This window comes from Proteiniphilum sp. UBA5384, assembly GCF_002410825.1.
In the GTDB taxonomy this organism is placed as follows: Bacteria; Bacteroidota; Bacteroidia; order Bacteroidales; family Dysgonomonadaceae; genus Proteiniphilum.
The window spans coordinates 13443-37742 of record NZ_DHOS01000001.1 but is presented as its reverse complement, the minus strand read 5'-3'; the positions used below and the strand labels follow the sequence as shown (position 1 = coordinate 37742).

General features: G+C 44.2%; 12 protein-coding genes, 1 tRNA gene and 1 pseudogene. 10 read left to right on the top strand and 4 right to left on the bottom strand.

The window, feature by feature from the left end:
• Positions 1-29 precede the first annotated feature (29 nt).
• Positions 30-100, top strand: a tRNA-Gln gene (locus tag B4G81_RS00130).
• Between the two features lie 193 nt (positions 101-293).
• Positions 294-569, top strand: a complete 276-nt coding sequence (locus B4G81_RS00125) for a hypothetical protein (protein WP_294078717.1) — start codon at positions 294-296, stop codon at positions 567-569.
• A 242-nt stretch (positions 570-811) separates the two neighbouring features.
• Here the strand turns inward: B4G81_RS00125 and B4G81_RS00120 are convergent, their stop codons facing one another.
• From B4G81_RS00120 to B4G81_RS00110, 3 genes are all read right to left on the bottom strand, one after another.
• Positions 812-3106: a BamA/TamA family outer membrane protein gene (locus tag B4G81_RS00120; RefSeq protein WP_294078714.1), complete on the bottom strand. Its 2295-nt coding sequence runs from the start codon at positions 3104-3106 to the stop codon at positions 812-814.
• Between the two features lie 78 nt (positions 3107-3184).
• The gene (locus B4G81_RS00115) at positions 3185-7627 is read right to left on the bottom strand and encodes a translocation/assembly module TamB domain-containing protein (protein ID WP_294078712.1); all 4443 of its coding nucleotides are present in this window, start codon (positions 7625-7627) and stop codon (positions 3185-3187) included.
• 123 nt (positions 7628-7750) lie between these two features.
• Positions 7751-8977, bottom strand: a complete 1227-nt coding sequence (locus B4G81_RS00110; protein WP_294078709.1) for an S-adenosylmethionine:tRNA ribosyltransferase-isomerase — start codon at positions 8975-8977, stop codon at positions 7751-7753.
• Positions 8978-9093: 116 nt separating this feature from the next.
• On the opposite strand from B4G81_RS00110, the gene B4G81_RS00105 reads away from it, so the two are divergent.
• A complete protein-coding gene (locus tag B4G81_RS00105) occupies positions 9094-10179 on the top strand; it encodes a DUF2027 domain-containing protein (protein ID WP_294078707.1) in 1086 nt (361 codons plus the stop codon).
• A 15-nt stretch (positions 10180-10194) separates the two neighbouring features.
• On the top strand, positions 10195-10788 hold the full coding sequence (locus B4G81_RS00100) for an LEA type 2 family protein (RefSeq protein ID WP_294078704.1): 594 nt from the start codon (positions 10195-10197) through the stop codon (positions 10786-10788).
• A gap of 23 nt (positions 10789-10811) precedes the next feature.
• Here B4G81_RS00100 and B4G81_RS00095 read toward each other — a convergent pair whose 3' ends face one another.
• Positions 10812-11546, bottom strand: a complete 735-nt coding sequence (locus tag B4G81_RS00095; protein WP_294078702.1) for an acyl-[acyl-carrier-protein] thioesterase — start codon at positions 11544-11546, stop codon at positions 10812-10814.
• Positions 11547-11701: 155 nt separating this feature from the next.
• On the opposite strand from B4G81_RS00095, the gene B4G81_RS00090 reads away from it, so the two are divergent.
• The 6 genes and pseudogenes from B4G81_RS00090 (at position 11702) to B4G81_RS00065 (ending at position 24287) form a co-directional block, all read left to right on the top strand.
• Positions 11702-12916, top strand: coding sequence for an L-serine ammonia-lyase (locus B4G81_RS00090; protein ID WP_294078698.1), 1215 nt, complete (start codon positions 11702-11704; stop codon positions 12914-12916).
• Between the two features lie 94 nt (positions 12917-13010).
• A complete protein-coding gene (gene ruvA / locus B4G81_RS00085) occupies positions 13011-13601 on the top strand; it encodes a Holliday junction branch migration protein RuvA (protein WP_294078695.1) in 591 nt (196 codons plus the stop codon).
• A gap of 138 nt (positions 13602-13739) precedes the next feature.
• Positions 13740-20885 carry a cell surface protein SprA gene (gene sprA / locus B4G81_RS00080; RefSeq protein ID WP_294078692.1) on the top strand — a complete coding sequence of 2382 codons (7146 nt, stop codon included), beginning with the start codon at positions 13740-13742 and terminating at the stop codon, positions 20883-20885.
• Between the two features lie 237 nt (positions 20886-21122).
• Positions 21123-22682: a sensor histidine kinase gene (locus B4G81_RS00075; protein WP_294078689.1), complete on the top strand. Its 1560-nt coding sequence runs from the start codon at positions 21123-21125 to the stop codon at positions 22680-22682.
• 1 nt (position 22683) lies between these two features.
• Positions 22684-23401 (top strand): annotated as a pseudogene (locus B4G81_RS00070) (response regulator transcription factor).
• 142 nt (positions 23402-23543) lie between these two features.
• Entirely contained in the window at positions 23544-24287 is a 744-nt protein-coding gene (locus B4G81_RS00065; RefSeq protein WP_294078687.1) for a CDP-alcohol phosphatidyltransferase family protein, read from the top strand.
• Positions 24288-24300: the final 13 nt, after the last annotated feature.

The following is a 24300-nucleotide window of genomic DNA, read 5'->3' as shown; positions in this document are numbered from 1 at the left end:
GACAATTTTTTATACCTTTGCACTCCCATTGTCTTGTGGTGTAACGGTAGCACAACAGATTCTGGTCCTGTTTGTCCAGGTTCGAATCCTGGCAAGACAACTGAAAGACAATTCCCAAACCCGCTCACAAGGCGGGTTTTCCTTTTCTACAAACGGTTTTACGAAATTTACCGTTGCTACTTATTACTACATTTACGGGCATATTTTTCGCACATTTTTACTTGCCTTTGAATCATTGATAAACAGAAAGAATTCTTCCCGACATTGTGTGGGCGGATAATTGATCGACAATCATGAACATGAACAGAATAAGGATAATCCCACTTCTGCTATTACTGACACCCCATGGGAACCTACTTTTTCCACAAGAGGCAGATAATAATGTAAAGCAACTACTAAGTAGCCGTGATTACTTTACCCTCGAGCAGCAATTTTGCTCATTGGAGGGCAAGATGCAAGACAAATCCCTCAAATGGATTGCAAAGGCAATGCTGGATATAAGATTCAATCGTCCACACGACGCATTGAATGCTCTTGAAACGCTTTTAATTTTCTATCCTTATTATTAAAGGATGAAAAGAAAAAAATTGTAAACTCATATTTGGATCTAGCGCACAACAAGATGTATCAAATACCTATACTTCAAATAAATATAGCCAATTCAACCGCTGTGATAGACGATGCACCTATTTATCCGGACACATCAAACCCTTCTAATCAAGACATCGAAGGCATATTAGGTATCGATTTTATATTATGAATAAAATGTTTATGAATATTGAGTAAGACAAATTCATCATTCACCTCTGTTTTAGAACGGATAACCAATGGCGAAGTGGAAGGCAAAATCGCGTTTGAAATTGGGTTTGAAAATAGTCCACCGGGAACCCTCGGGAAGTCCGGGATTATGAGCTTTCATACCACCATCCACCCGGATCAGCAGGAAATTAAGGTCTAAACGGAGCCCAAGTCCGTATGCCACGGCCAGTTCCTTATAAAAAGTATTCCATCCGAACTTGCCACCCGGTTGTACCGAGTAGTCCTTGATGGTCCATATATTCCCCGCATCGACAAAAGTGGCCAATTCAAACATTTTAGTCAGTTTATGACGATATTCCAGACTCATATCAAGTTTTATATCCCCTACCTTACGACCAAAATCGGATACCAAAGAGTCACGGTTATACGTACCGGGTCCCAAAGTACGAGTACTCCAACCCCTCACGCTATTGGCTCCCCCTCCAAAATAACGCCTTTCAAAGGGTAAGACAGTGGAATTGCCGAAAGGATATGCTACCCCCACTGCAAAATGGCCGGCCAGTGTGTTCTGATCATCAAAAGCATGTGACGCAGATATATCAAAATCACCTCTGACATATTCTGAATAGGGTAATCCAAATAAAGTCCTGAAGCCATCTTCATTTACACTACCTTCTCCCAGATTCGTCAAAATACGTGGTAACCATCCGGACCATTCCACTCCCGAACGAATCCGGAAAGGAATAGCCGGCATCCTTCGTCTAAAGTTACGGCCATAATTGGAATAAGTGATATTATAACCACTACGGACGATCAACAGATCATCAAAACTGAATCGTAAAATAGAATTTTCATCGCTCAGGTAAAGTTCTTCAAACAGATCGGATTTTCTGGGCATACTCACATACGTCACACCCAACGGTTCCATGCTATGTTGTAATTGCCATTCCGAGGAGGCCCATTGAAACTTGGTGCCCAGGCTAAAAAACTGACGCAAATAGTCCGGACGATTCTGGTAATTAAGTCCCACTGAAAACTCCGTGGATGCCGATGGTTGATCTCCAAGTAGTTTCAGGAGCCATGGAAGCATCAATTGCGGGATGGTCAGAGATGCTTCCCCCCCATACTCATAATAACTATTATCGACCAGGTTCAAACTATCTGAAGCAGTAATAAACTCATAAGCGGCCTTTAACTGAATACGGAAAATTTCTCCCCCTTTCAGTAAATTACGATGTTCGTACGTTATATTACCGGCAACTCCCAGGTCGCCTTGCGAATTGGTACCGTCCACTCCAAACTGAGAATAATGAAGATTGCCCGGGAAAAGGGTGATCCGTGAATCAAGAAAAGCTGTGTCATTCCGGATTACAGGTGTCAGGTTGACCTGCGTCTGGTTTACTGCTCCCATCCCATTCAGTGAGGCATAGGTCCGTTCCGAAATCCGGTCGGAATAGATCCGTCCGGGACGTAAAAAGGTATTATAATAGACCGCTCGTGGCCGTAGAAACCGATTTTTCTCAGAAATAATCTTTATTCCTTTATATTCCACCGTATCTAATGGGGCATGGCCTGTAGAATCCTGCAAATGAGCAGGATTTACCCCGCTAATTACTGTCACGTCCCCTATATAATGCCGCCGGTGCAATGTCGAGTCAGTAGGATTATTCATGGCAAGTGTCACATCGACCTCATTTGTGCCCACCGTGGTATCGGCAATAAAATAGAAATTATCTTTCTGAAAATTATAATATCCCCGGTTTCTCAGCATAGTGGTCACTCTCTCCCTTCCCTCCTCCAGGATAGACAGGTCAAAAATATCGCCTTCTTTCATAAGCTCGAGCCGCCGGCTTTGCTTCAGTATGTTGTATATAGTCGTATCGACAGAATGAATGGTGTCCTTGAATACCCGGATACGGTGGGGTTCGTTGCCCGTCACATCATAAGTTACATTCGCCTTCTTGTCCTTCTTTATCACGGTGGTATCCACAACTGCATTGAGGTATCCTTTGTTCTTCATATGTAGCCGGATTTGTTCAGCCGAGATTACAGTCAATTGGTCATTATATAATACCGGAGGTTCACCGTATTTGAGGAATTGTCTGTTTAGCCAGGTAGAATCGTTATTGGGGATATTGTACATTTGCAATTTCACTCTTCCCAGTAAAATCATCGATGAATTAGGTTTTTGCCGTAGGTAAGGCTTCAGGGTGGACGGTACAATTCCTTTCACATCTGATTTTATATCAGTCTTATTGAGAAGATAGCTTCCCTCAGGCACCTTTTTAGTCACACTACAGGCACTGAATGTACATATCGACAATATCAGGACTATATATCTTTTCATAAAAACCACTATATCAATACATCATCACTACTTTCCGAAGGTCGGGACAAGTTATCCTGATTCATTGGGATCATCACTTCAATCCTCCTCTTTCCTTCTGACAAACCTGAAATCAATCAAATCCCTTAACCTCTTTGCCTCCCGGGTGACCATTACACCAATTCCCTGCGTATATGGCGCACGGCTATAAAATCGTTCATTGGCTCGATGGAAAGCTCTTAGCATAAGCCAGTTGTTAATATAATATTTGGCTTCAAACTCACCCATAAATGCCTGGTCACCCACCATCATTGTACCATCCCCATAGCTCAGGTTGGTATTAATTTGCAATCGGTTATTCATTAAGCGGGTAGAGACATCTACGCCCACCCTCATATTATCAAGACTGCCATCCACTGATTCCAGATTCGTACTGACCGACCAGTTATCCCTTAAAGCACTGGCAAACAAAGCGTCTAACCCACGGGAGAGAGTACTTGCTGCAAAATTTGTTGCCATCGATGAACCGAAATTCGTATTGGGGGAGCCTTCGGTAGGGACAAAATTACCGGAGGTCACCAAATATACCACCTGAAGTATTTTCGACTCTTCATTCGGCATATAACTATTTACCCGCTGCTGGATATCGCTGGAACTTTCCGGTAATTCCACATCAAAGTTCAGATCCATCGCTTCAAGGTTACCCTTGATCTTAAGCAGGGCATTTACTGGCACACGCGTATTACTCAATATATTTGTAAAGGTCGAACTGAGTGTAGCCAAATCTGCCCTTACAGCCCGGTAAGCAGTGATATTGAACTGGGTGTTCATCGGATTTCCACCCATGGTAAGGTGGCTTCCTTCCTGGATATTAAACTCCATGGTACGGATATTCTGTAGATTATAATGGAACTTTCCACTATTGATGACATAATCACCATAAAGTAGTACCGATGGGGTAGATTTGGAATTAAAATTGACATTCAACTCTCCTTCTCCACTTATTTCAAGTGCGTCACCGGTAGTAGGATCAAGAACCACAGCAGCTTCGAGCAGTGGAGTCAGGTTCACGGTGACTCCCATTACAATGGGAACACCTTGTGAGATATTGGTATTCAATTGGCTCCCGGAGTCGGGATCTTTACGCAGGAAAGCCAATGAATCCGATTCTTTTTCGCGGCTATTTACATAGATAATACCGCTATATTCAGTTGCTGTAGCTGTTTGAGGGAGCACCACCGTCACATCGGACCGACTTGAACTTGTCAGGTTGCCACTACCGAAAATTCCGGATGGAGATCCTGTCACTTTCAGATCCCCGGACAGTTTAAGGTTACCATAAGCCATCATATCAGTACGGTTTGCATTGTTTAAGAGCATGAAGTCGTTAAAGCGAATACCTGCATTATAGACCATACGTCCAAAATTTGTATGTGACAGGTTCAGGTTCAGTGTAGCAGTATGGTTATTCTGGTCACGGATCACCAAATTCTTCAGCCCCACATTATCCCGACTGATATTAATCGTGTCAGATATGTAATAAGTCACATTGGTAAATGCCACCTTCATCATCCCTTCATCAATACCCAACCATCCCTCCGTCACCGGCTCGGCAAGCGTGCCGGTCACATGTATCCGGGAATTCAATCGTCCGTTCAACTCACTGAAGATAGAAGTAGCAAGTGGTTGAATGGCTATCAGCTTAAAATCCGAGATATTCAGGTTCACATCCAGGGGAAAAGGACTTTTATCGCCCGTAGGAATATGTCCTTTGACATCAAGGCTTCGCTCTCCGTCTTTTTCCAGCCATGAATTCAGGTCCAGGCCGGAAAGGAGGTTATCCCAGTTTGCCTCCACACGCAATGTACCAATGGTATCTCCCTGTACGGTAATATTTTCCACCCGTAGTTCTTCGGTGCGAATCATTGGGTTATCCAGTGCCTGCCGCACATATATATCGCCATTGATAGACCCGGCAAAATTGGTTACATTGAATGCATTGAGAATATTTCCCAGTTCTGTATTATTAAAATAAATCCGGATGTTATCGGCTTCACTTTTGGAAGCCACCCCATCTATCCCCAACAGGAGCATGTTATCCTCCTTTATCCCGAAGTTAGAAATAGCAATACGGTCTGTACTATAAGCGATGGAAGCATCGTTAAGGTCTATTTGCTTACCATTGAACAGAATCCGGGCAGGGAGAATACGGATATTCGCCGCCAGCTGTTCCTCACGATCACGCATAAATCCCATTGTAATCAGCATTTGACCGTTAGAATGGTTTGCGTTTTGTTGCATCTCAAATGACAAACGGTTAGTCAAAGAATCCAGGGTCGCATCACTATTTAATTTTATATTTATATGCCCGCTATTCTGCACAAGATAAGTATTCGCATCCAATCCCAGTCCGGATATCCGGTTATGCAGATTCACTTTAGTTTCTCGGATATCATTATTTCCCATCATTACCCGTGGAAGATAGGCATCCATCCGCACCGACTCACTACTCGTCATGTCCACACTTCCTGAAAGAGTAGCCAGCTCCACATTATAAAACGGCAGGGAAAGTGCATAAGAAAGATCTTCGGTATTATAGAGTTCGATATTGAAACGAAAATTATTCTTCCCCAAGTCCGGTTGTTGCACCTCTGCTTTCTCCATAATAACGGAAGGGAGATGTGGATGGATGACATGCATCAACTCTGCTCCGATCGTAGAGAAGTAATAGTCACCGATGATTTCACCCTCGAAAAAAGTAGACTGAAGTTTTATCTTTTTCTCCTCCCCCTCATCGGACTGTGCTTCCAGGTAAATAGGTCCCGGACTATAGAAAAAGCTACTGTCAGCCAGTGCCACGTTATCAATCAATACCGTACCCGCCAGGTCATCAATAGAACCTCCCGAGAGATCACCATCGATACTCAACCTGATATAAGGGTCATTCCATCTTTCGATTGCGACAAATGGTGTGAGGTCCAAATGCTCCACATCTCCTTTTACCTCAAATTTCATCGCATCACCAAAGGAAATATCAGCGAAAAGATCCAATTTGTTTCTCTCCATATCAGAGCGGATTTCGGCAACAACGTTGGTACCACTATATACCGCATCAAAGAAAATATTATTATAATGATAATTCCTGAACGAGGTCGATTCTATCCGTCCGTCAGCAGCTACCGTAAGCGATGAATCTTGAAGAATGGATAATTTCAAATCCGTATCGATGGTGGTACTGCCGATACCCACCTTCTCACCAATGATTTTATCCACTTTGATATTATTAGCCCTCATAGGACCTTCAAAGACAAGGCTTTTGAACTCATTTCCGATACGTCCGGTTCCATTGAGTACCACATCGCCTTGCTCCGTAACCACTTCTCCATCATATAAAAAACGGCTTAAACGACCATCAGCTTTCATCTGCAGGCGAAGGTCACCCATTGCCAACAGTTGATCGGGAGACGTGAAATCAGGCGGACCAATGCGAATCAACGCCTGTAAATCTTCTTGGGAAACAGACAAGTTCCGTAGATTCACATGTAACTCCCCATTATTGATATCGCTATAATCGGAGATGGATCCCGACACATTGAGTTCTGTATCGGAACCATAACGGAAATGCAAGTCCTTAAGTAGCACCTTTGGTAATTCACCCTCCGCACTGACTTCAAAAGAGATCGGCTTATCGAGGTGAGAAAATCGGGAAACAAAGATATTGATATCGCGCGGATCAACCACATCACTTTCCGCAGTAAGAGAAAACTTTTTTGTCTCCAAATCATAGAGGGCATCCTTTACCTGTATGTGAGAACCATTCAAAGCAATCGTCACCCCATCACTACTAATCAAAGTACCCGTCCCCTCCATATTTGCTTTCAGATTATCAAGTGATAATCCTGCATTCTTTTCCAGAAAATTAAAATGATTCACCTCGGCGCGCATATCTCCTATATTCAGAAACTCGGCATTTCCCCTAAAATTAAAATCTGCCACGTCAATATGATTGATATTGAATGCTCCCGGCGTTTCCGGTGCAGAGAGAATATCGTAGCGCAGTATGCCATTTTTCAGCATCACCTCGTTGGCAGTAATCCGCCACGGTTTTCCCTCTTTCTTTTTCACTTTCACAGTATCCTGCTTGGCAAAGGCATCGATAATAAATTGAAAATTAAAAGGGTCCTCCGGTGAAGCACGATGCACGTTGGCCGTAAAATCCTCAAGGGATAACTTATGCACCGTAACCCTGTTTTTCAAAAGATCAAGGGCATGTATACGCACACCAATCTTACCTACATATAGCAATGTATCCTGCTGTTGGTCTTCTACATAAATACCCTCAAGTTCTACGGTATTAAACAGTTTGATACGGATACCCTGCAAATCGACCCGGGTACCTATGAGAGGCCGGAATTTGTCCAATGCCAGGTTAACCACGCTCTTTTGTATTGCAGGAATACTGAAAGTGGCGAGTAGTATCACATTCAATAAAATGATACTGACAATAATGAAGGCAAATATGCGGACAATTTTACGGACCAACTCAGTTGAAATATTATAAATAAGAGACTTTTGACTTTAATGATGCAATTATACAAAAAAAGATAGCACAAAACCGTTTACGGCTGGGTTTTTAACCAAAAAACAGGCTTTTTGAATTTTATTCTATTTTTTCCATAATAGAGAACTATCTCCATAGCTAAGAAATCGATAGTCATTCTCCAGTGCATAGTCGTATATCTTGCTCCAATCCTCTCCTACAAAAGCCGAAACAAGCAGTAATAATGTACTCTGAGGTTGATGAAAATTAGTAATGATGGCGTCGGGAAAATGGAACTCATAGCCGGGTGCGATCATTAATTGCGTGGATGCGATAAGTCGTTCCTGTCCTGTCTCATCAAGGTACTCCAATATATTTTGAAGCGCCTGTTTTGGCATGATCTCTTTTGTGCCGCCATACGGTTCCCATTGTTCTACGTTGAGTGCATGTGCAGATAAATGATGGGAGGTATCTATCTTCCGGCCAATATAATAAAGGCTCTCTATTGTACGCATGGAAGTAGTTCCCACCACAACCACCTTTCCCGGATGATGAAACAGTTGCTTAATGGTTTCTTTCGGCACCGAGATGAATTCTCTGTGCATCTCATGACCGGCAATTGTTTCACTCTTCACCGGCTTGAAAGTTCCGGCACCTACGTGGAGAGTAACTTCCGCCGTCCGGATTCCTTTATCGCGAAGCCGTTCCATTACTTCTCCGGTAAAATGCAACCCTGCTGTAGGAGCTGCCACAGAACCCTCGGAACGGGAGTAAACAGTCTGATAGGTCTCATTATCTTTCTCTTCGGAAGGGCGGTGCAAATAGGGAGGAATAGGTAATTTTCCGGCTACTTCCAGAAGATCGGAAAAGGTAAATTCCTCATTATCCCAAGAAAAACAGATAATCGAATCATTTCCCATGATTCCTTTTTTTTCGGCCTTCAAACTTACAACGCCATCACCCACAGGAATTTGCATATACAAAGGTTCCTCTTTCCACCGCCTGGCATTTCCAATCATGCAATGCCATGCACATTGGCATCTCTGTTGAAAATTCATCACATAATCACCCGGATCATGTGGAGAAAGACAAAATATCTCAATCTGCGCACCCGTCCCCTTTTGAAACAATAACCGCGCATGAATCACTTTGGTGTTATTGAACAAGAGCAATGTCTCTTCAGGTAACAATACCGGCAGTTCGGAAAAATGAGAAGTGGTTATTTTCCTGCCGTTATATACCAGTAGCTTGGATGCATCTCTTTGCGGAAGAGGATATTTGGCAATCCTACCATCGGGAAGAGGGTAATTATATTGAGAGATTTGAATTTGCCGGACTTTTTCTTTGTACATATTTTTTAGAAGTTCTCTTTCATTTTTTTACTAACAGAAAAATGATTTTTCGTAATAATTAATGCATTTATTCCGCAAAATTAGTCAACTTTGCAACACCTAACAAAAAAGAATCAATGAATAAACTATCAATAGGCGATACAGTCCGTTTTCTAAATACAACAGGAGGAGGAATTGTAAAAGGATTCCAGAACAAGCAAGTAGTAATCGTAGAAGATGAATATGGCTTCGACGTACCGGTGTTGATTTCGGAATGTGTCGTGGTACAACCTGCAGGAAACGAAAAAATCACTCAACTACCCGAAAAAGAAGAGATTCCTTCCGCTATAATTTATACTGCGCAAAAAAATAATACTACTGTAAGAGCGAAAACGCCCGTAGAAGACAATCTGCTGGAAGAAACGCCGGAAGGGGAAAATATCACGGCTTGCCTTGCATGGCTTCCCATAGATATAAAAAACCTCTCATCCTCCTCCTACGAATGTTATTTCGTTAACGACAGCAATTATTATCTTTTCGTCAATTACATGAGCCGTGAAGGAGATTCACTGAGGATTCGTTATAGTGGTCTCGTGGAACCCAACACCAAAATATTTCTGGAAGAAATTGAAAAAGAAAACCTTAACGATATTGAGAAAATAAATGTACAGTTCGTAGCATTTAAACGCCACAAACCATTTATGGCAAAAAGTCCCTGTTCTGTAGACATACGTATTGATACAGTAAAGTTCTATAAGTTGCATAGTTTCCACGAAAACGACTATTTCGAAGAGGAAGCACTCACCTGTTTCATCATGCGAAACGATATTCCGGAAGATGAAATTCACCTCTCCGCATCTGAACTGGAACAGGCGATGAAAAAGAAAAAAGGGCAGGACGACCATCCCCGGAGGGCACGGATAGTAAAACAAAAAAAAGAGACGCTGACAGAAATCGACCTGCATATTAATGAATTGCTCGACACCACTGCGGGCATGAATAATGCCGATATATTGGAATATCAGCTGAACAAATTCAATGAGGTGATGAGTGAGCATATTCACCACAAGAACCATAAGATTGTATTTATCCACGGAAAAGGAGATGGCATACTGAAAAATGCTATTATCAAAGAGTTAAAGAAGAATTATCCAAAATGTTTTTACCAGGACGCCTCCTTCCGTGAGTATGGCTACGGAGCGACCATGATAACTATTAAGTAAAATAGATTAACTGTTATGAAGAAGATTGTCTTACTCCTGAGCATAGCCCTCTTATTGAACAACTGTGACATAGTCAACAAAGTTGGGGGAGCATATCAACTTTCACAAAGTGAATACCATTACAATTCATTGGAGAATATCCAGCTTTCGGGTATCAACCTGGGGAATGCTTCCGCCATTTCGGTGTCAAAGCTGGCCTCCATAGCCACTGTGCTTGCAGGAGGATCTTCAATGCAAAGCATCCCGTTTACCATGATACTCAATATGGACGTGACCAACCCGAACAAGAATGTTGCCTTTCTCGATGCGTTGGATTACGCTATCCAGATCAATGAAATGGAGTTTGTGGAGGGCAAGATGGATATACCCATCCGTATTGAGCCCGGAGAAACCAAAATGGTGGGCATTCCCATCAGTGTAGACCTGAAAAATGTGATGAACCGCTATTCACAGCAACGCGTTACCAATGAGATGAGTGCTTTCCTTGGAATCACGCCCAATGAGACTTCTGTGACGGTCAAGTTATGGCCTAAACTGACGGTAGGGAAGACAATACTCAAATCGCCGGCAGCTATTCCTATCGTATTCAAGTTCGGAGGAAAAAATTAATTGCTTCGGGCAAATAAAACCGGTTAAACTGCATCCTCAAACAATATCCGGGCGCGACAAGCGGTTCCTTTTTCGCGCGTCTCAATCTGAAAAAAATAATCTCCCGGTGACGCCATCCGGCAGTGTACGTCACCACTATCACCAAAAACCAGCTCTTTCAGGAAATTGATCTCGAACCGCCGGATATAGTGATTTTTATAGTAATCAAGTGAAAAACAATCGGACAACCACTGTATATAGTATAGGCTGTTGACATGACCATTTATGTCTATATCACTGTACTTCACGGTAAAATTATTGGCAACCGTCCCTTTTATATTGGCAATTCTGGATGGTTCGGCTACCGGTACACTTTCATCTACAACAAACTGCTGCATCGAAGGAATCGTATCCAACCGTACACTGTGCCTCGTCCGCATATCAATTACCGCCCAGGTGGATTTCGCATGGCCGAGCACTTTCTCCTCACCGTCTCTCATCCGGAAATTACGGGTAGTAAAGGCCGCTCCCACATGTTCAATCCATGTCTCAATGGAGAGACTATCTTTCTCCGTAGGCATCCGATCCATATCGACCACAAGGCGGGAAAGCACCCATGTATAATGTCCGGTTTGTAATTCCAGCAGGCCAAAACCATTTTCATCGGCATTCCTGCCGGCCGTCGTCAATATCATATTGGTAAGTGACATCAACGAGACCCTGCGCCGGAAATCAATATCCTGCGCCTCCACATTGTAATTATATTTTTTCTTTGACATCTATATGTAGATTTTGGAATTCCAAAGGTACAAAAATTTGCTGCGTTTTGAATACCACGAAATGCCCTCTCTCTATCTATTTATTATTTTTCTATTACGGAAGGAAATCCTAACTTTGTAAATACTTTACAGGAACTTAATTTTACATTTATCTTATGCAATCGATCAGAGAACTTTACCGTATCGGGAACGGACCATCAAGCAGCCATACGATGGGACCGAAAAAAGCGGCAGCCCTGTTTGCCGAAAGTCATCCAAGGGCAAAAAAATTCGTCGTCACCCTTTACGGAAGCCTTGCCGCTACCGGTAAAGGACACTTGACTGATGAAGCGATTTTAAGTATGATGGGCCCTGTGGCCCCCACTACCATCGAATGGTTGCCTAAAACATACCTTCCTTTTCATCCCAATGCGCTGAAGCTGGAAGCATATAGTGCCGACGGTAAAGTAACCGGATCGCAGACGGTCTATAGCGTAGGAGGTGGAAAAATTTCCGACGGTGAAAAGACGATCGGGGTGGTAGGAGATGAAGGAAAAGATCTCTATCCGATGACCACTATGACTAAGATCATGGAATGGTGTGAAAAAACCGGCAAGAGTTACTGGGAATATGTGGAAGAGTATGAAGGAAACGAGATATGGGACTATCTGGCAGAAGTATGGGAAGTGATGAAAGCCGCTGTAGAAAGGGGACTCGACAACGAAGGCGTCCTACCGGGACCATTGAGTCTGCATCGAAAGGCAGCCAGTTATTTCATCAAGGCAAAAGGATACAAAGAATCATTGCAATCGCGCGGGCGGGTTTTCGCTTATGCGCTGGCAGTATCTGAGGAGAACGCTTCGGGCGGAGAGATCGTGACGGCACCCACGTGCGGTTCCTGTGGGGTAATACCGGCTGTGCTGTATCATCTGGAAGAGAGCCGCAGTTTTAGTAAGAACAGGATGCTCCGCGCCCTGGCTACTGCCGGCCTGGTAGGTAATATCGTCAAGGAGAATGCCTCCATCTCGGGAGCCGAAGTGGGATGCCAGGGTGAAGTGGGTGTAGCCTGTGCAATGGCAGCCGCAGCCGCCAGCCAGCTCTTCGGAGGAAGCCCCTCCCAGATCGAATATGCCGCAGAGATGGGATTGGAACATCATCTGGGGATGACTTGCGATCCGGTATGCGGATTGGTACAGATTCCCTGTATCGAACGAAATGCTTACGCTGCAGCAAGAGCATTGGATGCCAATCTCTATTCTTCTCTCACCGACGGTATCCACCGAGTTTCATTCGACCGCGTAGTAAATGTGATGAAAGAGACCGGACATGACTTGCCTTCGCTCTACAAAGAGACGGGAGAAGGGGGACTGGCCAAAGGACACGTGTTTTAGAGGAAAGAGAGACTTTTTCTTTCCGGATATAATTTTCTTTCAATTTCACCGTTATAACAACGGTATTACGTAATCAACCTATTCTTATAAACAAATGATAGACTATATCAAAGGAGAGGTAGCGGAACTTACGCCGACGAATGTAACGTTGGAAAGCAATGGTATCGGCTACCAATTGAATATCTCGCTGAACACCTACGGGGCTATCAGCCGGGAAGCTACTGCAAAACTCTACGTATATGAATCCATCCGGGAAGATGCCCATGTGCTGTTCGGGTTCAGGGACAAGCATGAGCGGGAACTGTTCCTTCTCCTTATCTCGGTATCAGGTGTAGGCCCCAGCACGGCAAGGATCATCCTCTCCTCCCTCAACTCAAGGGAACTGGAAAATGTGATCGTGACGGAAAATGCGGCGGTGCTCCAATCGGTAAAGGGAATCGGGGCCAAATCTGCGCAAAGAATCATTGTAGATCTGAAAGACAAGATCAAGCTGACCGACGAAAACGGGAGCGTCCAACTACCCGCTAAGAACGATCTCTCCGAAACCGGCCACCAGGCTGTATCAGCACTGGTAATGCTCGGATTTGTACAGGCCGCATCACAGAAAGTGGTAACAAAAATATTGAAAGAGTCTCCTTCTTTGGCGGTGGAAGGTGTAATCAAAGAAGCATTAAAGAGATTATAACAGGCTGATTGCGTAATACGGATTTGAATAGATAAATCCTATTAAGCTGTTATTTCTCTGAAAAAGATCCTGCACATATTTACCTTTCTTCTCGCGGTCGTCGCTCACCTTTTTACCCGAAAGCCGCAAAGAACCTACATGCTCATTTTATTATGCGCGTGCGGTTCCATGTGCGCCGCCTCCCAGCTTCCTCCCGACAGTTCCCGAGCCGGTAATATAATACCGCCTCATTTACAAGACCCTCCAACGGTACAGACGGTGGTACGGTATGACCATCAGACCAATCTCTACATCTTTGAACGACTGATCGGTGCCACAGTGATTGGCACCTCTATCAGCATGACACCTGAAGAATACATGGTATATCGCCTGAAGCAAATGCAAACAAATCATTTCAGGGAGCGTAACGCTTCAGGCGGTAATGCTGTCTTTCCTGTCCGCCCCACACCACTTTCGCGGCAACGCAAAAAAAATAACCAGGGGACTTCCATTTTTGGTCCGGGAGGGATTAAACTCACCACACAAGGCTCATTAGAAGTCTCGGCGGGAATGAAAAGGGATGTCACCGATAATCCTACCCTGCCGCAACGGGCACGCATACGCAATCGGTTTGATTTTGACCAGCAGATACAACTCAATATGAATGCGAAAGTGGGGGATAAAGTCAATTTCAATATCAACTACGACAGTGATGCCACCTTCGATATGGAGGCCCGGCAGATCAAACTGGCCTACCGGGGTGATGAAGATGAAATCATCCGGAATATCGAGGCGGGGAATGTGAGCATGACTACCACCAATTCTTTGATCAACGGCGGGACAGCACTCTTCGGGATAAAAGCAGACCTGCAGTTCGGCAAACTACAGGTAAACACACTCTTTTCCCAACAACAATCGGAAACACAAACGGTAAACAGCCGTGGAGGTGTACAGACCACACCATTCGAATTCAATGCCGACCAATATGATGAAAATCGCCACTTCTTCCTGGGATACTATTTTCGTGAATCATACGACCATGCTGTCAGTAAACTCCCTTATGTGCAATCACCCGGATCCATCACCCGGATGGAGGTATGGGTCACCAACAAACAGGGCAATTATGACCAGGTGAGAAATCTGGTGGCATTCGCCGATATGGGAGAACACAATACTATCCACAATCCTTTCTGGGTAACGCAAGGAAGTGAGGAACATCCCGATAACCGTGCCAATTCGATGTATGAACAACTTGTCACTGCTTATGCCGGCGCCAGGAATATCACCGCTACCGACAATATTCTGCCGGACAATATCATCCGGGGTGTAGATTATGAAAAACTCGAAAACGCACGTTTACTCAATCCGTCAGAGTATAAATTCCAGCCACAGTTAGGATATATATCACTTCAAATGCCGCTTCAGGCCGATGAAGTACTGGCTGTCGCCTTTGAATATACTGCAAATGGCAACGTATATCAAGTGGGAGAATTTTCAGATAATGTGGGAGGAGGTGCGCTCTTCTTAAAAATGCTGAAACCCGTTTCACTCTCTCCCCGCGCCTACACATGGGATCTGATGATGAAAAACATCTACTCCGTGGGTTACAGCGCTTATGATTTGCAGCGTGACCATTTCAAACTTCAAATCACCTATCAAAGTGACACAACGGGGGTTTACCTGAACTATCTTCCTAATAGTGGTATTGAAAATAAATTGTTATTGCAGATAATGAATCTCGACAGGCTCAACGGACGCAATGACCCCTACCCTGACGGTATCTTCGATTTCCTCGACGGTTATACTATAGACCGGGAAAATGGACGAATCATTTTCCCGGTGACAGAACCATTCGGTTCTCACCTAAGGGAAAAGATCGGCAATGATGCCCTGGCAGACAGGTTCGTCTATCAGGAACTGTATGACTCCACACTAACCGTAGCACGGCAGGTGGCGGAAAAAAACAAATTCAGGATGAATGGGGAATACAGGGGTACATCGGGTAATGAGATCAACCTAAATGCGATGAATGTCCCCCGCGGTTCGGTGAGGGTGACAGCCGGTGGTGTCACCCTCACCGAGGGAGTGGATTATACCGTGGACTACCTCTCCGGTACGGTACGTATCATCAATCGGTCGATCCTCGACGCTGCCACTCCGGTGAGTGTCACTCTCGAAAACCGCCTGGTATCACAAATGCAGCGAAAGACATTGATGGGTGTGAATCTCCTCTACAACTTCTCAAAAGATTTTTCTATCGGTACCACATTGATGCACTACTACGAAAAACCGCTCATTACTAAAACGGTTTTCGGTGAAGAGTCAGCAAAGAATACTTTATGGGGAATCAACCTGGATTATAAGAAAGAGTCCATTACACTGACTAATCTCATCGACATGCTACCGTTCGTGGAAGCTACGGTCCCTTCACATCTCTCGGCAAGGATAGAATTCGCCCATATGGTCGCAGGACATTATAAAAATAAATATACCGGAGGATATTCTTATCTCGACGACTTCGAATCATCTGCCTCAGGGATTGATCTTCGCTCGCCTTACGGATGGTCGCTTGCCGCCACACCTTATAGCAGCTATGCCACGGCAATGTTTCCCGAAGCCGCCCTTTCTAATAACATCGAATATGGTAAAAATCGCGCACAACTGGCGTGGTTCCATATCGACGGTATGTTCACCCACCGAAATTCAAATCTCACTCCCGCCCATATCAAGAACGACCGGGAACAACTCTCCGACCATCGTGTACGGGAGATTTATGAGCGGGAAATCTTTCCCGGCAGAAAGGCCCAATTTGCCCAACCAGCCACCATCCCCGTGCTCAATATCTCCTATTATCCTGATGAACGGGGTCCTTACAACCTTGACACCAATATAGACAGCCAAGGAAAGCTGCTGAATCCTCGGGATCGTTGGGGCGGTATCACCCGCAAAATGGATGTCCGCGATTTTGAAGCGGCTAATATCGAATACATTGAATTCTGGTTGATGGATCCTTTCGTGAATGACACGCTGGGGACTTCTCGTGGCGGAGACCTCTATTTTAACCTCGGCGAAATATCAGAAGATGTGCTGAAAGACGGCAAAAAGTTCTTCGAGAACGGACTACCTGTCGATGGAGACACTACTGCCATCGGCTATTCGGTATGGGGAAAATATCCCAAGCGCCAGTCCACCGTCTATGCTTTCGACAACTCCCGAGGTGATGAATCGCGCAGACTGCAGGATGTAGGTCTGAACGGATTGAGCAGCGAAGAAGAGAAAGTATATCCCGCCTATAAGAATTATCTGGATGAATTACAAAACCGACTGCCGGGTGAGACCCTTTCGCAGATGCAGCAAGATAACCATTCACCATTGAATGACCCAGCGGGAGACAGTTTCCGGCATTACCGGGGAATAGAGCAGGACAGGCGGCAAATGAGTATCCTTGACCGGTATAAATACTTTAATGGCACAGAGGGCAATTCACTCTCGCCGGAGGATGCCAAATCTTATTCAACCGCATCACGGGCTACACCTGATATCGAAGATATCGACAACGACAATACGCTCAATGAAAATGAGTCTTATTACCAATATAAGATATCACTCCGTCCCAAAGCAATGGAAGTAGGCTCCAATTTCATTGTAGACAAACGTGAATCGAGTGTTCGCTTACGCAATGGCAATGACGGAAAAGTCACCTGGTACCAGTTTAAGGTCCCTATCCGGGAGTATCAGGAGAAAACAGGCAATATAGAAGGATTTAATAATATTCGTTTTATGCGGATGTTCCTCACCGGCTTCGAAGAACCCCAATTCCTGCGTTTTGCCACACTGGAACTGAAACGTAGCGAATGGCGGACCTACCGCAACGACCTTGCCGCAGGTGGGGCGATTTCCGGATCGGGGAGCCTCGACATTTCGACGGTCAATATTGAAGAAAATGGACGTCGCACACCGGTAAATTATATCCTTCCACCGGGCGTCACACGTATCATGGATCCCGGTCAGCCCCAATTGCGTCAGGAAAATGAACAGTCGCTCTCACTGAAAGTGGCCGATCTGGATCCGGACGACAGCCGTGCGGTATATAAAAACGGTATGTACGACATGCGTCGCTATAAACGTCTGCAAATGTTCGTTCATGCGGAACGGTTGCCGGAAGATCCGGGCACGCTACAGGATGGTGACCTCTCTATCTTCCTGCGGATAGGATCAGACTACAGGAATAACTTCTACGAATATGAAATTCCGTTACATCTTACCCCCGAGGGACAATACAGCGTCCACAACCCAACCGATCAGGAAAAGGTATGGCCGGGAAATAATATGTTCGATTTTCCGCTTTCACTGCTCACTAACCTGAAATTAGAACGTAATGCCAGAAAACAACAGAGTGAGGATGTCTCCTACTTCCTTCCTTACACGCGCCCCGATCCGGAAAAGCAGGAGAACCGGATTACTATTACCGGAAATCCGTCCCTTGCCGAAGTGAAAGTATTGATAATCGGCATCAAGAATAATTCCAACCATCTCCAATCGGCAGAAATATGGGTCAATGAATTGCGTCTCAGTGAATTCAATGAGAAAGGAGGCTGGGCGACCCAGGGAAATGTGCAACTGGCACTTTCCGACCTCGGTACGGTTAGCTTTTCCGGCCGGAAAGAGACAGCCGGATTCGGCGCACTCAACCAAAGCCTACAACAGCGCCGCGACGACGATTACACATCAGTGCAACTGTCATTAAACATGGAGATAGGTCGTTTCATTCCCAAGCAGATCAAATTATCGGCTCCATTCTATTTTTCCTATTCCAATCAACTCTCTACACCAATGTACGATCCTTTCAATCAGGACCTCCTCCTGTCGGAATCCTTGGAGCACGCAGCAAATCCACTCCTGCACGACTCCATACGGCGAATCGCCACCACCCGTATCAAAGATGTGAGCCTCAGTTTTAGCAATGTAAAAATGGATATCAAGAGTAAGAATCCGATGCCCTATGATCCCGCCAATTTCAGCTTCACCTATGCCAGGAGTGAGAGCCAACACCGTAGTCCCGATACCGAATATGCAACAACGAAAGATTTCAAGTTGCAGGCGAACTACGATTATTCACCACAAATAAAAAGTTGGGAGCCATTTAAAAAATCCGGCAGTACCTCCCGAAAGCCAAACCCTCCCCAGATATTGAGTTTTAACTATTTACCCAATAATATCCGGCTCAGTTCCGATCTGATGCGTAATTATGAAGAAGTACAGTTGCGAGACCTGAATGCCCACTCCGAAGGAACTACCCAGGCGGAACAAAAATATCTGTCGTTCAGCCGTAATTTCTTCTGGAACCGCGACTTTTCCATCACCTGGGATCTGACACGCAACCTCAAAACGGCTTTTCACTCAGGTACTGTCGCTGAAATCGAGGAACCTTACCTCCAAGTGAACAAAAAACTCAACAGAAGCGATTACGAGATATGGAAAGATTCAGTGATGCAAAGTATCCGTGAACTGGGAAAACCATTGAACTATACCCAAACAGCGGATGTGACCTATACCCTCCCATTCGCCTATATTGCGCAACTGGATTGGATTGGATCCAATGCGGCATATCATTCCCGCTACCGATGGGAACGAGGAGCAGTGATAGCAGATGAAAAGATAGGGAATTACCTACAGAACGACCTCTCATTCACGCTGAACAACCGGCTCAATCTTATATTACTTTATAATAAATTTCCATTTCTGCGGGAGATAAATAACAGACAAACCGATAGGCCATCCCGGGAAAAGGACGCCGGTCCGGATATCGCCCGGTATGCAGCCCAAACGCTGATGATGCTGAAGAGTATCAATATCAACTGGTCATATAAATCGCGTAATGACATCCCCGGTTTCGAAGGAATGATCGGCGACTTTTTCGGGCAGTATCATTCACCCGGGGGGCTACAACCCGGCTGGAAATTCGCTTTCGGTCTCAATGGTGGTGAAAAGTTCATTGAAAAACTTAAAGCCGACAACCAATTGGTGTTGAACGAGAATAACATCACTCCGGCCATTTATAACGAAACCCGGAACCTGCGACTCGATGCCTCCTTAGAACCACTGCCCGGACTTAAAATAGACCTCAATGCATTGTATGAAAAAAATCACCGCACCGAAATTCAATATATATATGACGATATGCCCAAAAAACAGGGGGGCAGCTTTGCCATGACCGTGCAATCCCTCTCCTCTGCATTTGAGACCTCTAATGCTGGCAATAACTACCATTCACGTACCTTTGAAAAGTTTCTCAAAAATAGGGAGATCATTGCATCACGCACAAGGGACCGATATAGCAATAGCAAGTATCCGGATCAGGGATTTCTGGCAGGGAGCGGCTTTGAGGGAAAACCTTTCGACAGCAATAACGGTGATATAGCACTTAACTCGGCCGATGTCCTTATCCCCGCCTTTTTGGCTGCATATACAGGTAAAGATCCCAATTCAATAAAACTTACCCCATTTCCGGATATCTCTTCACTATTACCTAATTGGCTTATATCCTATAACCTGATGAAATTGTTCCCCCCACTGGGTGACTATATGCAGTCGTTCACCCTTACGCATCAATACCTATCCCAGTACAGGGTTGGCTCGTTCGAGTCTTATATGAGCTGGGTATCTCTTGGTGACGGGAGCGATCTGGGATATGTACGCGATGCGGTTTCCGGCGCCCCCATCCCCTCTACAGTGTTCAATATATCCTCTGCAAGTATCCAAGAGAGTTTCAATCCATTGATAGAAGCACGGGGAGTATGGGACAACAACCTCGGCATCCATCTGAGGATCAATAAAAGCAGGGCGTTGAACCTGAATATCGCTTCCTTCCAGATTGTGGAAACCAATGACCTCGATATTGTGACCGGATTGGGATATCGTATCACTAACTTTAACCGTATTATCGGCTTTGGATCAAATTCAGCACAGAAAAAACGCCGACCTCCTTCCGAGAACAGAATCGAAGGTGATATGCAACCGGAAAAAACGTCTATATTCAGCAATGACCTGAACCTCCGCCTTGATATCTCCCGAAAAACTACCCATGCACTGATCAGAAAAATCGAAGAGGAATTCACACAGGCCACAAGCGGAATAAGAACTACGACCATCAGTTTTTCGGCCGATTATTCCGTAAGCAGGGCTATCACCTTACGCGCCTTCTTCGATAAAATGGTGAATCGCCCACTTGTATCGTCAGGGTCCTATGCCACCTCTACCACAAGTGCGGGAATAAGCCTGCGCTTCAATATGGAGGAATATTGATTTGGGGATTCAATGATTTCGGAGTTCCGGGCACAAAGAAGTTAAATAAATCCTAAAAAGAAAAGATAATCATCCTTATTTTATTAATTTATGTTGTAAATAAGAGTGCCTTACGTTTTTTTTTAATTTTAAGGACAAGTGTTAAACAAAAAAGAGGTTAATTTGTTAAATTAATAATCGAAGAAGACGATCTTTGAAATAAGATTATCACTAAAACGGAGGTAAGTAAAGAAGTGTATGAAAAAATCAACTATCTGGCTGCTTGCTATCGTGATGGTTACTGCGTTTTTTGCATTACTGTTCCTGCAGGTAAGATATATGAGGACCACCCTGGATATCCGTACCCAACAATTCGATGAACAGGTAAACAGGAGTCTGTATAATGTAATGAGAGAACTGGAACAGGTTCAGACAAGAAGATATCTGGAACAGGATATGATTGAATCTGAAAACAGGTATTCACAGTACAACAGATCGCAAATTTCACAGAGCATCACCAGCGAACAAAGTAGCACGACTATTACTCATCCCGATGGAAGTGAAACAATAATTAAACTGGACAGAACGGAGCAATCACTGCGTCCTCAACACCAGAGAGAGAGCGTGTTTTTATCCCCTAATCCGGGTTCCAGCACCATCTCTCGCACCCAGTACGATATGCAACAGTCGTTGTCAAAACGCTATCTGCATGAACGTTATCTACTCGACGAGGTTATTTTTAAGATAATGAGTCGAGCCAGTGACGAACCGATTGAAAAAAGGGTAGATTTCAACAAGATAGAACAGTCTATCCGCTACCAATTGGCATACAATGGGTTGAATGTGCCGTTCAGTTTTCAGGTTGTAGATTACAACAATAAAGTGGTTTATTCATCACCGGGGTTTTCCACTAAACAGAAAGATGCAATCTACACTCAGATTTTGTTTCCGATGGATCCACCGGCAAAATTAAACAAATTGAAAGTATATTTCCCCACAAGGAGGGATTACGTGTATGGAGAACTTTCTTTCTTTATCCCGTCGCTTATATTTACTGTTATCCTGTTGATAACGTTTATATTCACGGTGGTATCACTCTTCAGGCAAAAGCGTTTGTCTGAAATGAAAAACGATTTTATTAATAACATGACGCATGAGCTGAAAACTCCGGTCTCTACCATTTCGTTGGCATCACAGATGCTGAAGGATGAGTCGATATTAAAATCACCCGAAGTATTCAGGCATGTCACAGGGGTAATACACGACGAGACCAAAAGGCTCAGTTTTCAGGTAGAGAAAGTATTGCAGATGTCGCTTTTCGATAAACAGCGGGCTACGCTCAAGATGAAAGAGATAGATGCAAACGACCTGGTGGTAAGTGTAGCCAATACCCATGCGTTGAAAGTAGAAAAGTTAGGAGGTACCCTCGATATTGATCTTCAGGCGGAGGAATCGACCATCAATGTGGACGAGATGCATTTCACCAATGTAATTTTCAATATTCTCGACAATGCACTGAAATACAAAAAAAATGACGTTCCTCCTGAACTGATGATCCGTACACGGAACGAAGGTAATAAAATCATCATCAGTATTGAGGATAATGGAATTGGAATGAGAAAGGAGGATGCAAAAAAGGTATTTGAACGATTTTACCGTGTGCCCACCGGCAACCGCCACGATGTAAAGGGCTTTGGGTTGGGACTGGCATATGTGAAGAAAATTGTGACTGATATGAACGGCACAATCCGTGCCGATAGTGAATTAGGAAAAGGAACCAAATTTATAATAAGTTTACCCGTAATAACACAAAAATGATATGGAAGAGAAGTTAAAAATTTTTTTATGCGAAGATGATGAGAATCTTGGCATGTTGCTGAGAGAATATCTCCAGGCAAAAGGGTTTGACACCGATCTTGTTCCCTGATGGGGAAGCCGGATTCAAAGGATTCGTAAAGACAAAGTATGATCTTTGCATTGTGGATGTAATGATGCCAAAGAAAGACGGGGTAACACTCGTGAAAGAAATAAGGACCATCAATACGGAAATACCGGTCATATTCCTGACAGCAAAGAACATGAAAGAAGATGTGCTGGAAGGGTTTAAAGCCGGTGCCGACGACTACATCACCAAACCATTCAGTATGGAGGAACTGGTGCTTCGTATCGAAGCCATCATCCGCCGTGTGAAAGGCAAAAAAAGTAAAGAGCAACAGGTTTATAGCTTCGGTACAATGACATTCGACACCCAAAAGCAAATCCTTACCATTGGTGATACCCAGACAAAACTGACCACCAAAGAATCAGAATTGCTTTCACTGCTTTGTGCCCATGCCAACGATATCCTGGAACGTAATCATGCCCTTAAACAGATTTGGGAAGAAGACACCTACTTCAATGCTCGTAGTATGGATGTCTATATCACCAAATTGCGTAAGTTACTGAAACCCGAACCCAATATTGAAATTATCAATATCCACGGCAAAGGGTATAAATTGATCGTTCCTACCGATGAAACGGAAGGTAACGAACAATAACAGTTTGACCGTCTGAATAAAAAAGACCGTCCCAAAAAGGAACGGTCTTTTTTATCCATTAAAAAATCACATCACAAATTCGTAACATTAAATTTATTGACTACATTTGCATGAAGTACGGAAGAGATTAAAATTAAAAGTCATGAACGAGAATAAAAAAGAGATGGCAAAGTCACTCCGGTTAATTGCTACCGGTCGCCAGCGAACAAATATACTTCGTGAGTCAGAACAGAAAACGATAGCCTATCTGGTACAAAAAGTCCCTTCGTGGATATCTTCCGACGGACTCACCCTTATTGGCTTTTTAGGAAATATTATGGTTGCTTCCAGTTTTATACTGGCCGCTTTCGTGAACCGTTACTGGTTACTGCTCTGCCTTTTGGGTTTTATCGTCAATTGGGTAGGAGACTCTCTTGACGGCCGGTTGGCCTATTACCGGAATAAGCCCCGCAAATGGTATGGCTTCTCCCTGGATATAACGGTAGACTGGATCGGCACAATCCTTATCGGGCTGGGCTTCATGATTTATATAAATCATGTGGACTATATCAATAGCGCATGGTTATATGCAGGTTTCTTCTTCGTCGTAATGTACGGATGGGAGATGGTCACTGCCCAGTTACGCTATAAGATTACCGGGCAATACTCCATTGATTCCGGCATTTTTGGACCAACAGAAGTGCGGCTGATATTGGCAACCATTCTCACAATAGAAACATTTGCCCCCGGTACCATTCAATATCTGGCGACTGTAGCCTGTATTATACTTCTTATTTCGAATCTGGTGGAAATGCGCAAACTCCTCAAACTGGCTGATGCACAAGACAAGATCGATCGTCGTCTGAAAGAAGAAGAGTTCAAAAAGAAAAAAATAGAAAATGCGTAAAAGATAACCAACA

Excerpts from the sequence above, each read along its gene's own strand:
- B4G81_RS00090 (WP_294078698.1), top strand. The coding sequence starts at position 11,702 with ATGCAATCGATCAGAGAACTTTACCGTATCGGGAACGGACCATCAAGC.
- ruvA (WP_294078695.1), top strand. The coding sequence starts at position 13,011 with ATGATAGACTATATCAAAGGAGAGGTAGCGGAACTTACGCCGACGAAT.
- B4G81_RS00110 (WP_294078709.1), bottom strand. The coding sequence starts at position 8,977 with ATGTACAAAGAAAAAGTCCGGCAAATTCAAATCTCTCAATATAATTAC.
- B4G81_RS00075 (WP_294078689.1), top strand. The coding sequence starts at position 21,123 with ATGAAAAAATCAACTATCTGGCTGCTTGCTATCGTGATGGTTACTGCG.
- B4G81_RS00125 (WP_294078717.1), top strand. The coding sequence starts at position 294 with ATGAACATGAACAGAATAAGGATAATCCCACTTCTGCTATTACTGACA.
- B4G81_RS00095 (WP_294078702.1), bottom strand. The coding sequence starts at position 11,546 with ATGTCAAAGAAAAAATATAATTACAATGTGGAGGCGCAGGATATTGAT.
- B4G81_RS00100 (WP_294078704.1), top strand. The coding sequence starts at position 10,195 with ATGAAGAAGATTGTCTTACTCCTGAGCATAGCCCTCTTATTGAACAAC.
- B4G81_RS00065 (WP_294078687.1), top strand. The coding sequence starts at position 23,544 with ATGAACGAGAATAAAAAAGAGATGGCAAAGTCACTCCGGTTAATTGCT.
- sprA (WP_294078692.1), top strand. The coding sequence starts at position 13,740 with ATGCTCATTTTATTATGCGCGTGCGGTTCCATGTGCGCCGCCTCCCAG.
- B4G81_RS00120 (WP_294078714.1), bottom strand. The coding sequence starts at position 3,106 with ATGAAAAGATATATAGTCCTGATATTGTCGATATGTACATTCAGTGCC.
- B4G81_RS00105 (WP_294078707.1), top strand. The coding sequence starts at position 9,094 with ATGAATAAACTATCAATAGGCGATACAGTCCGTTTTCTAAATACAACA.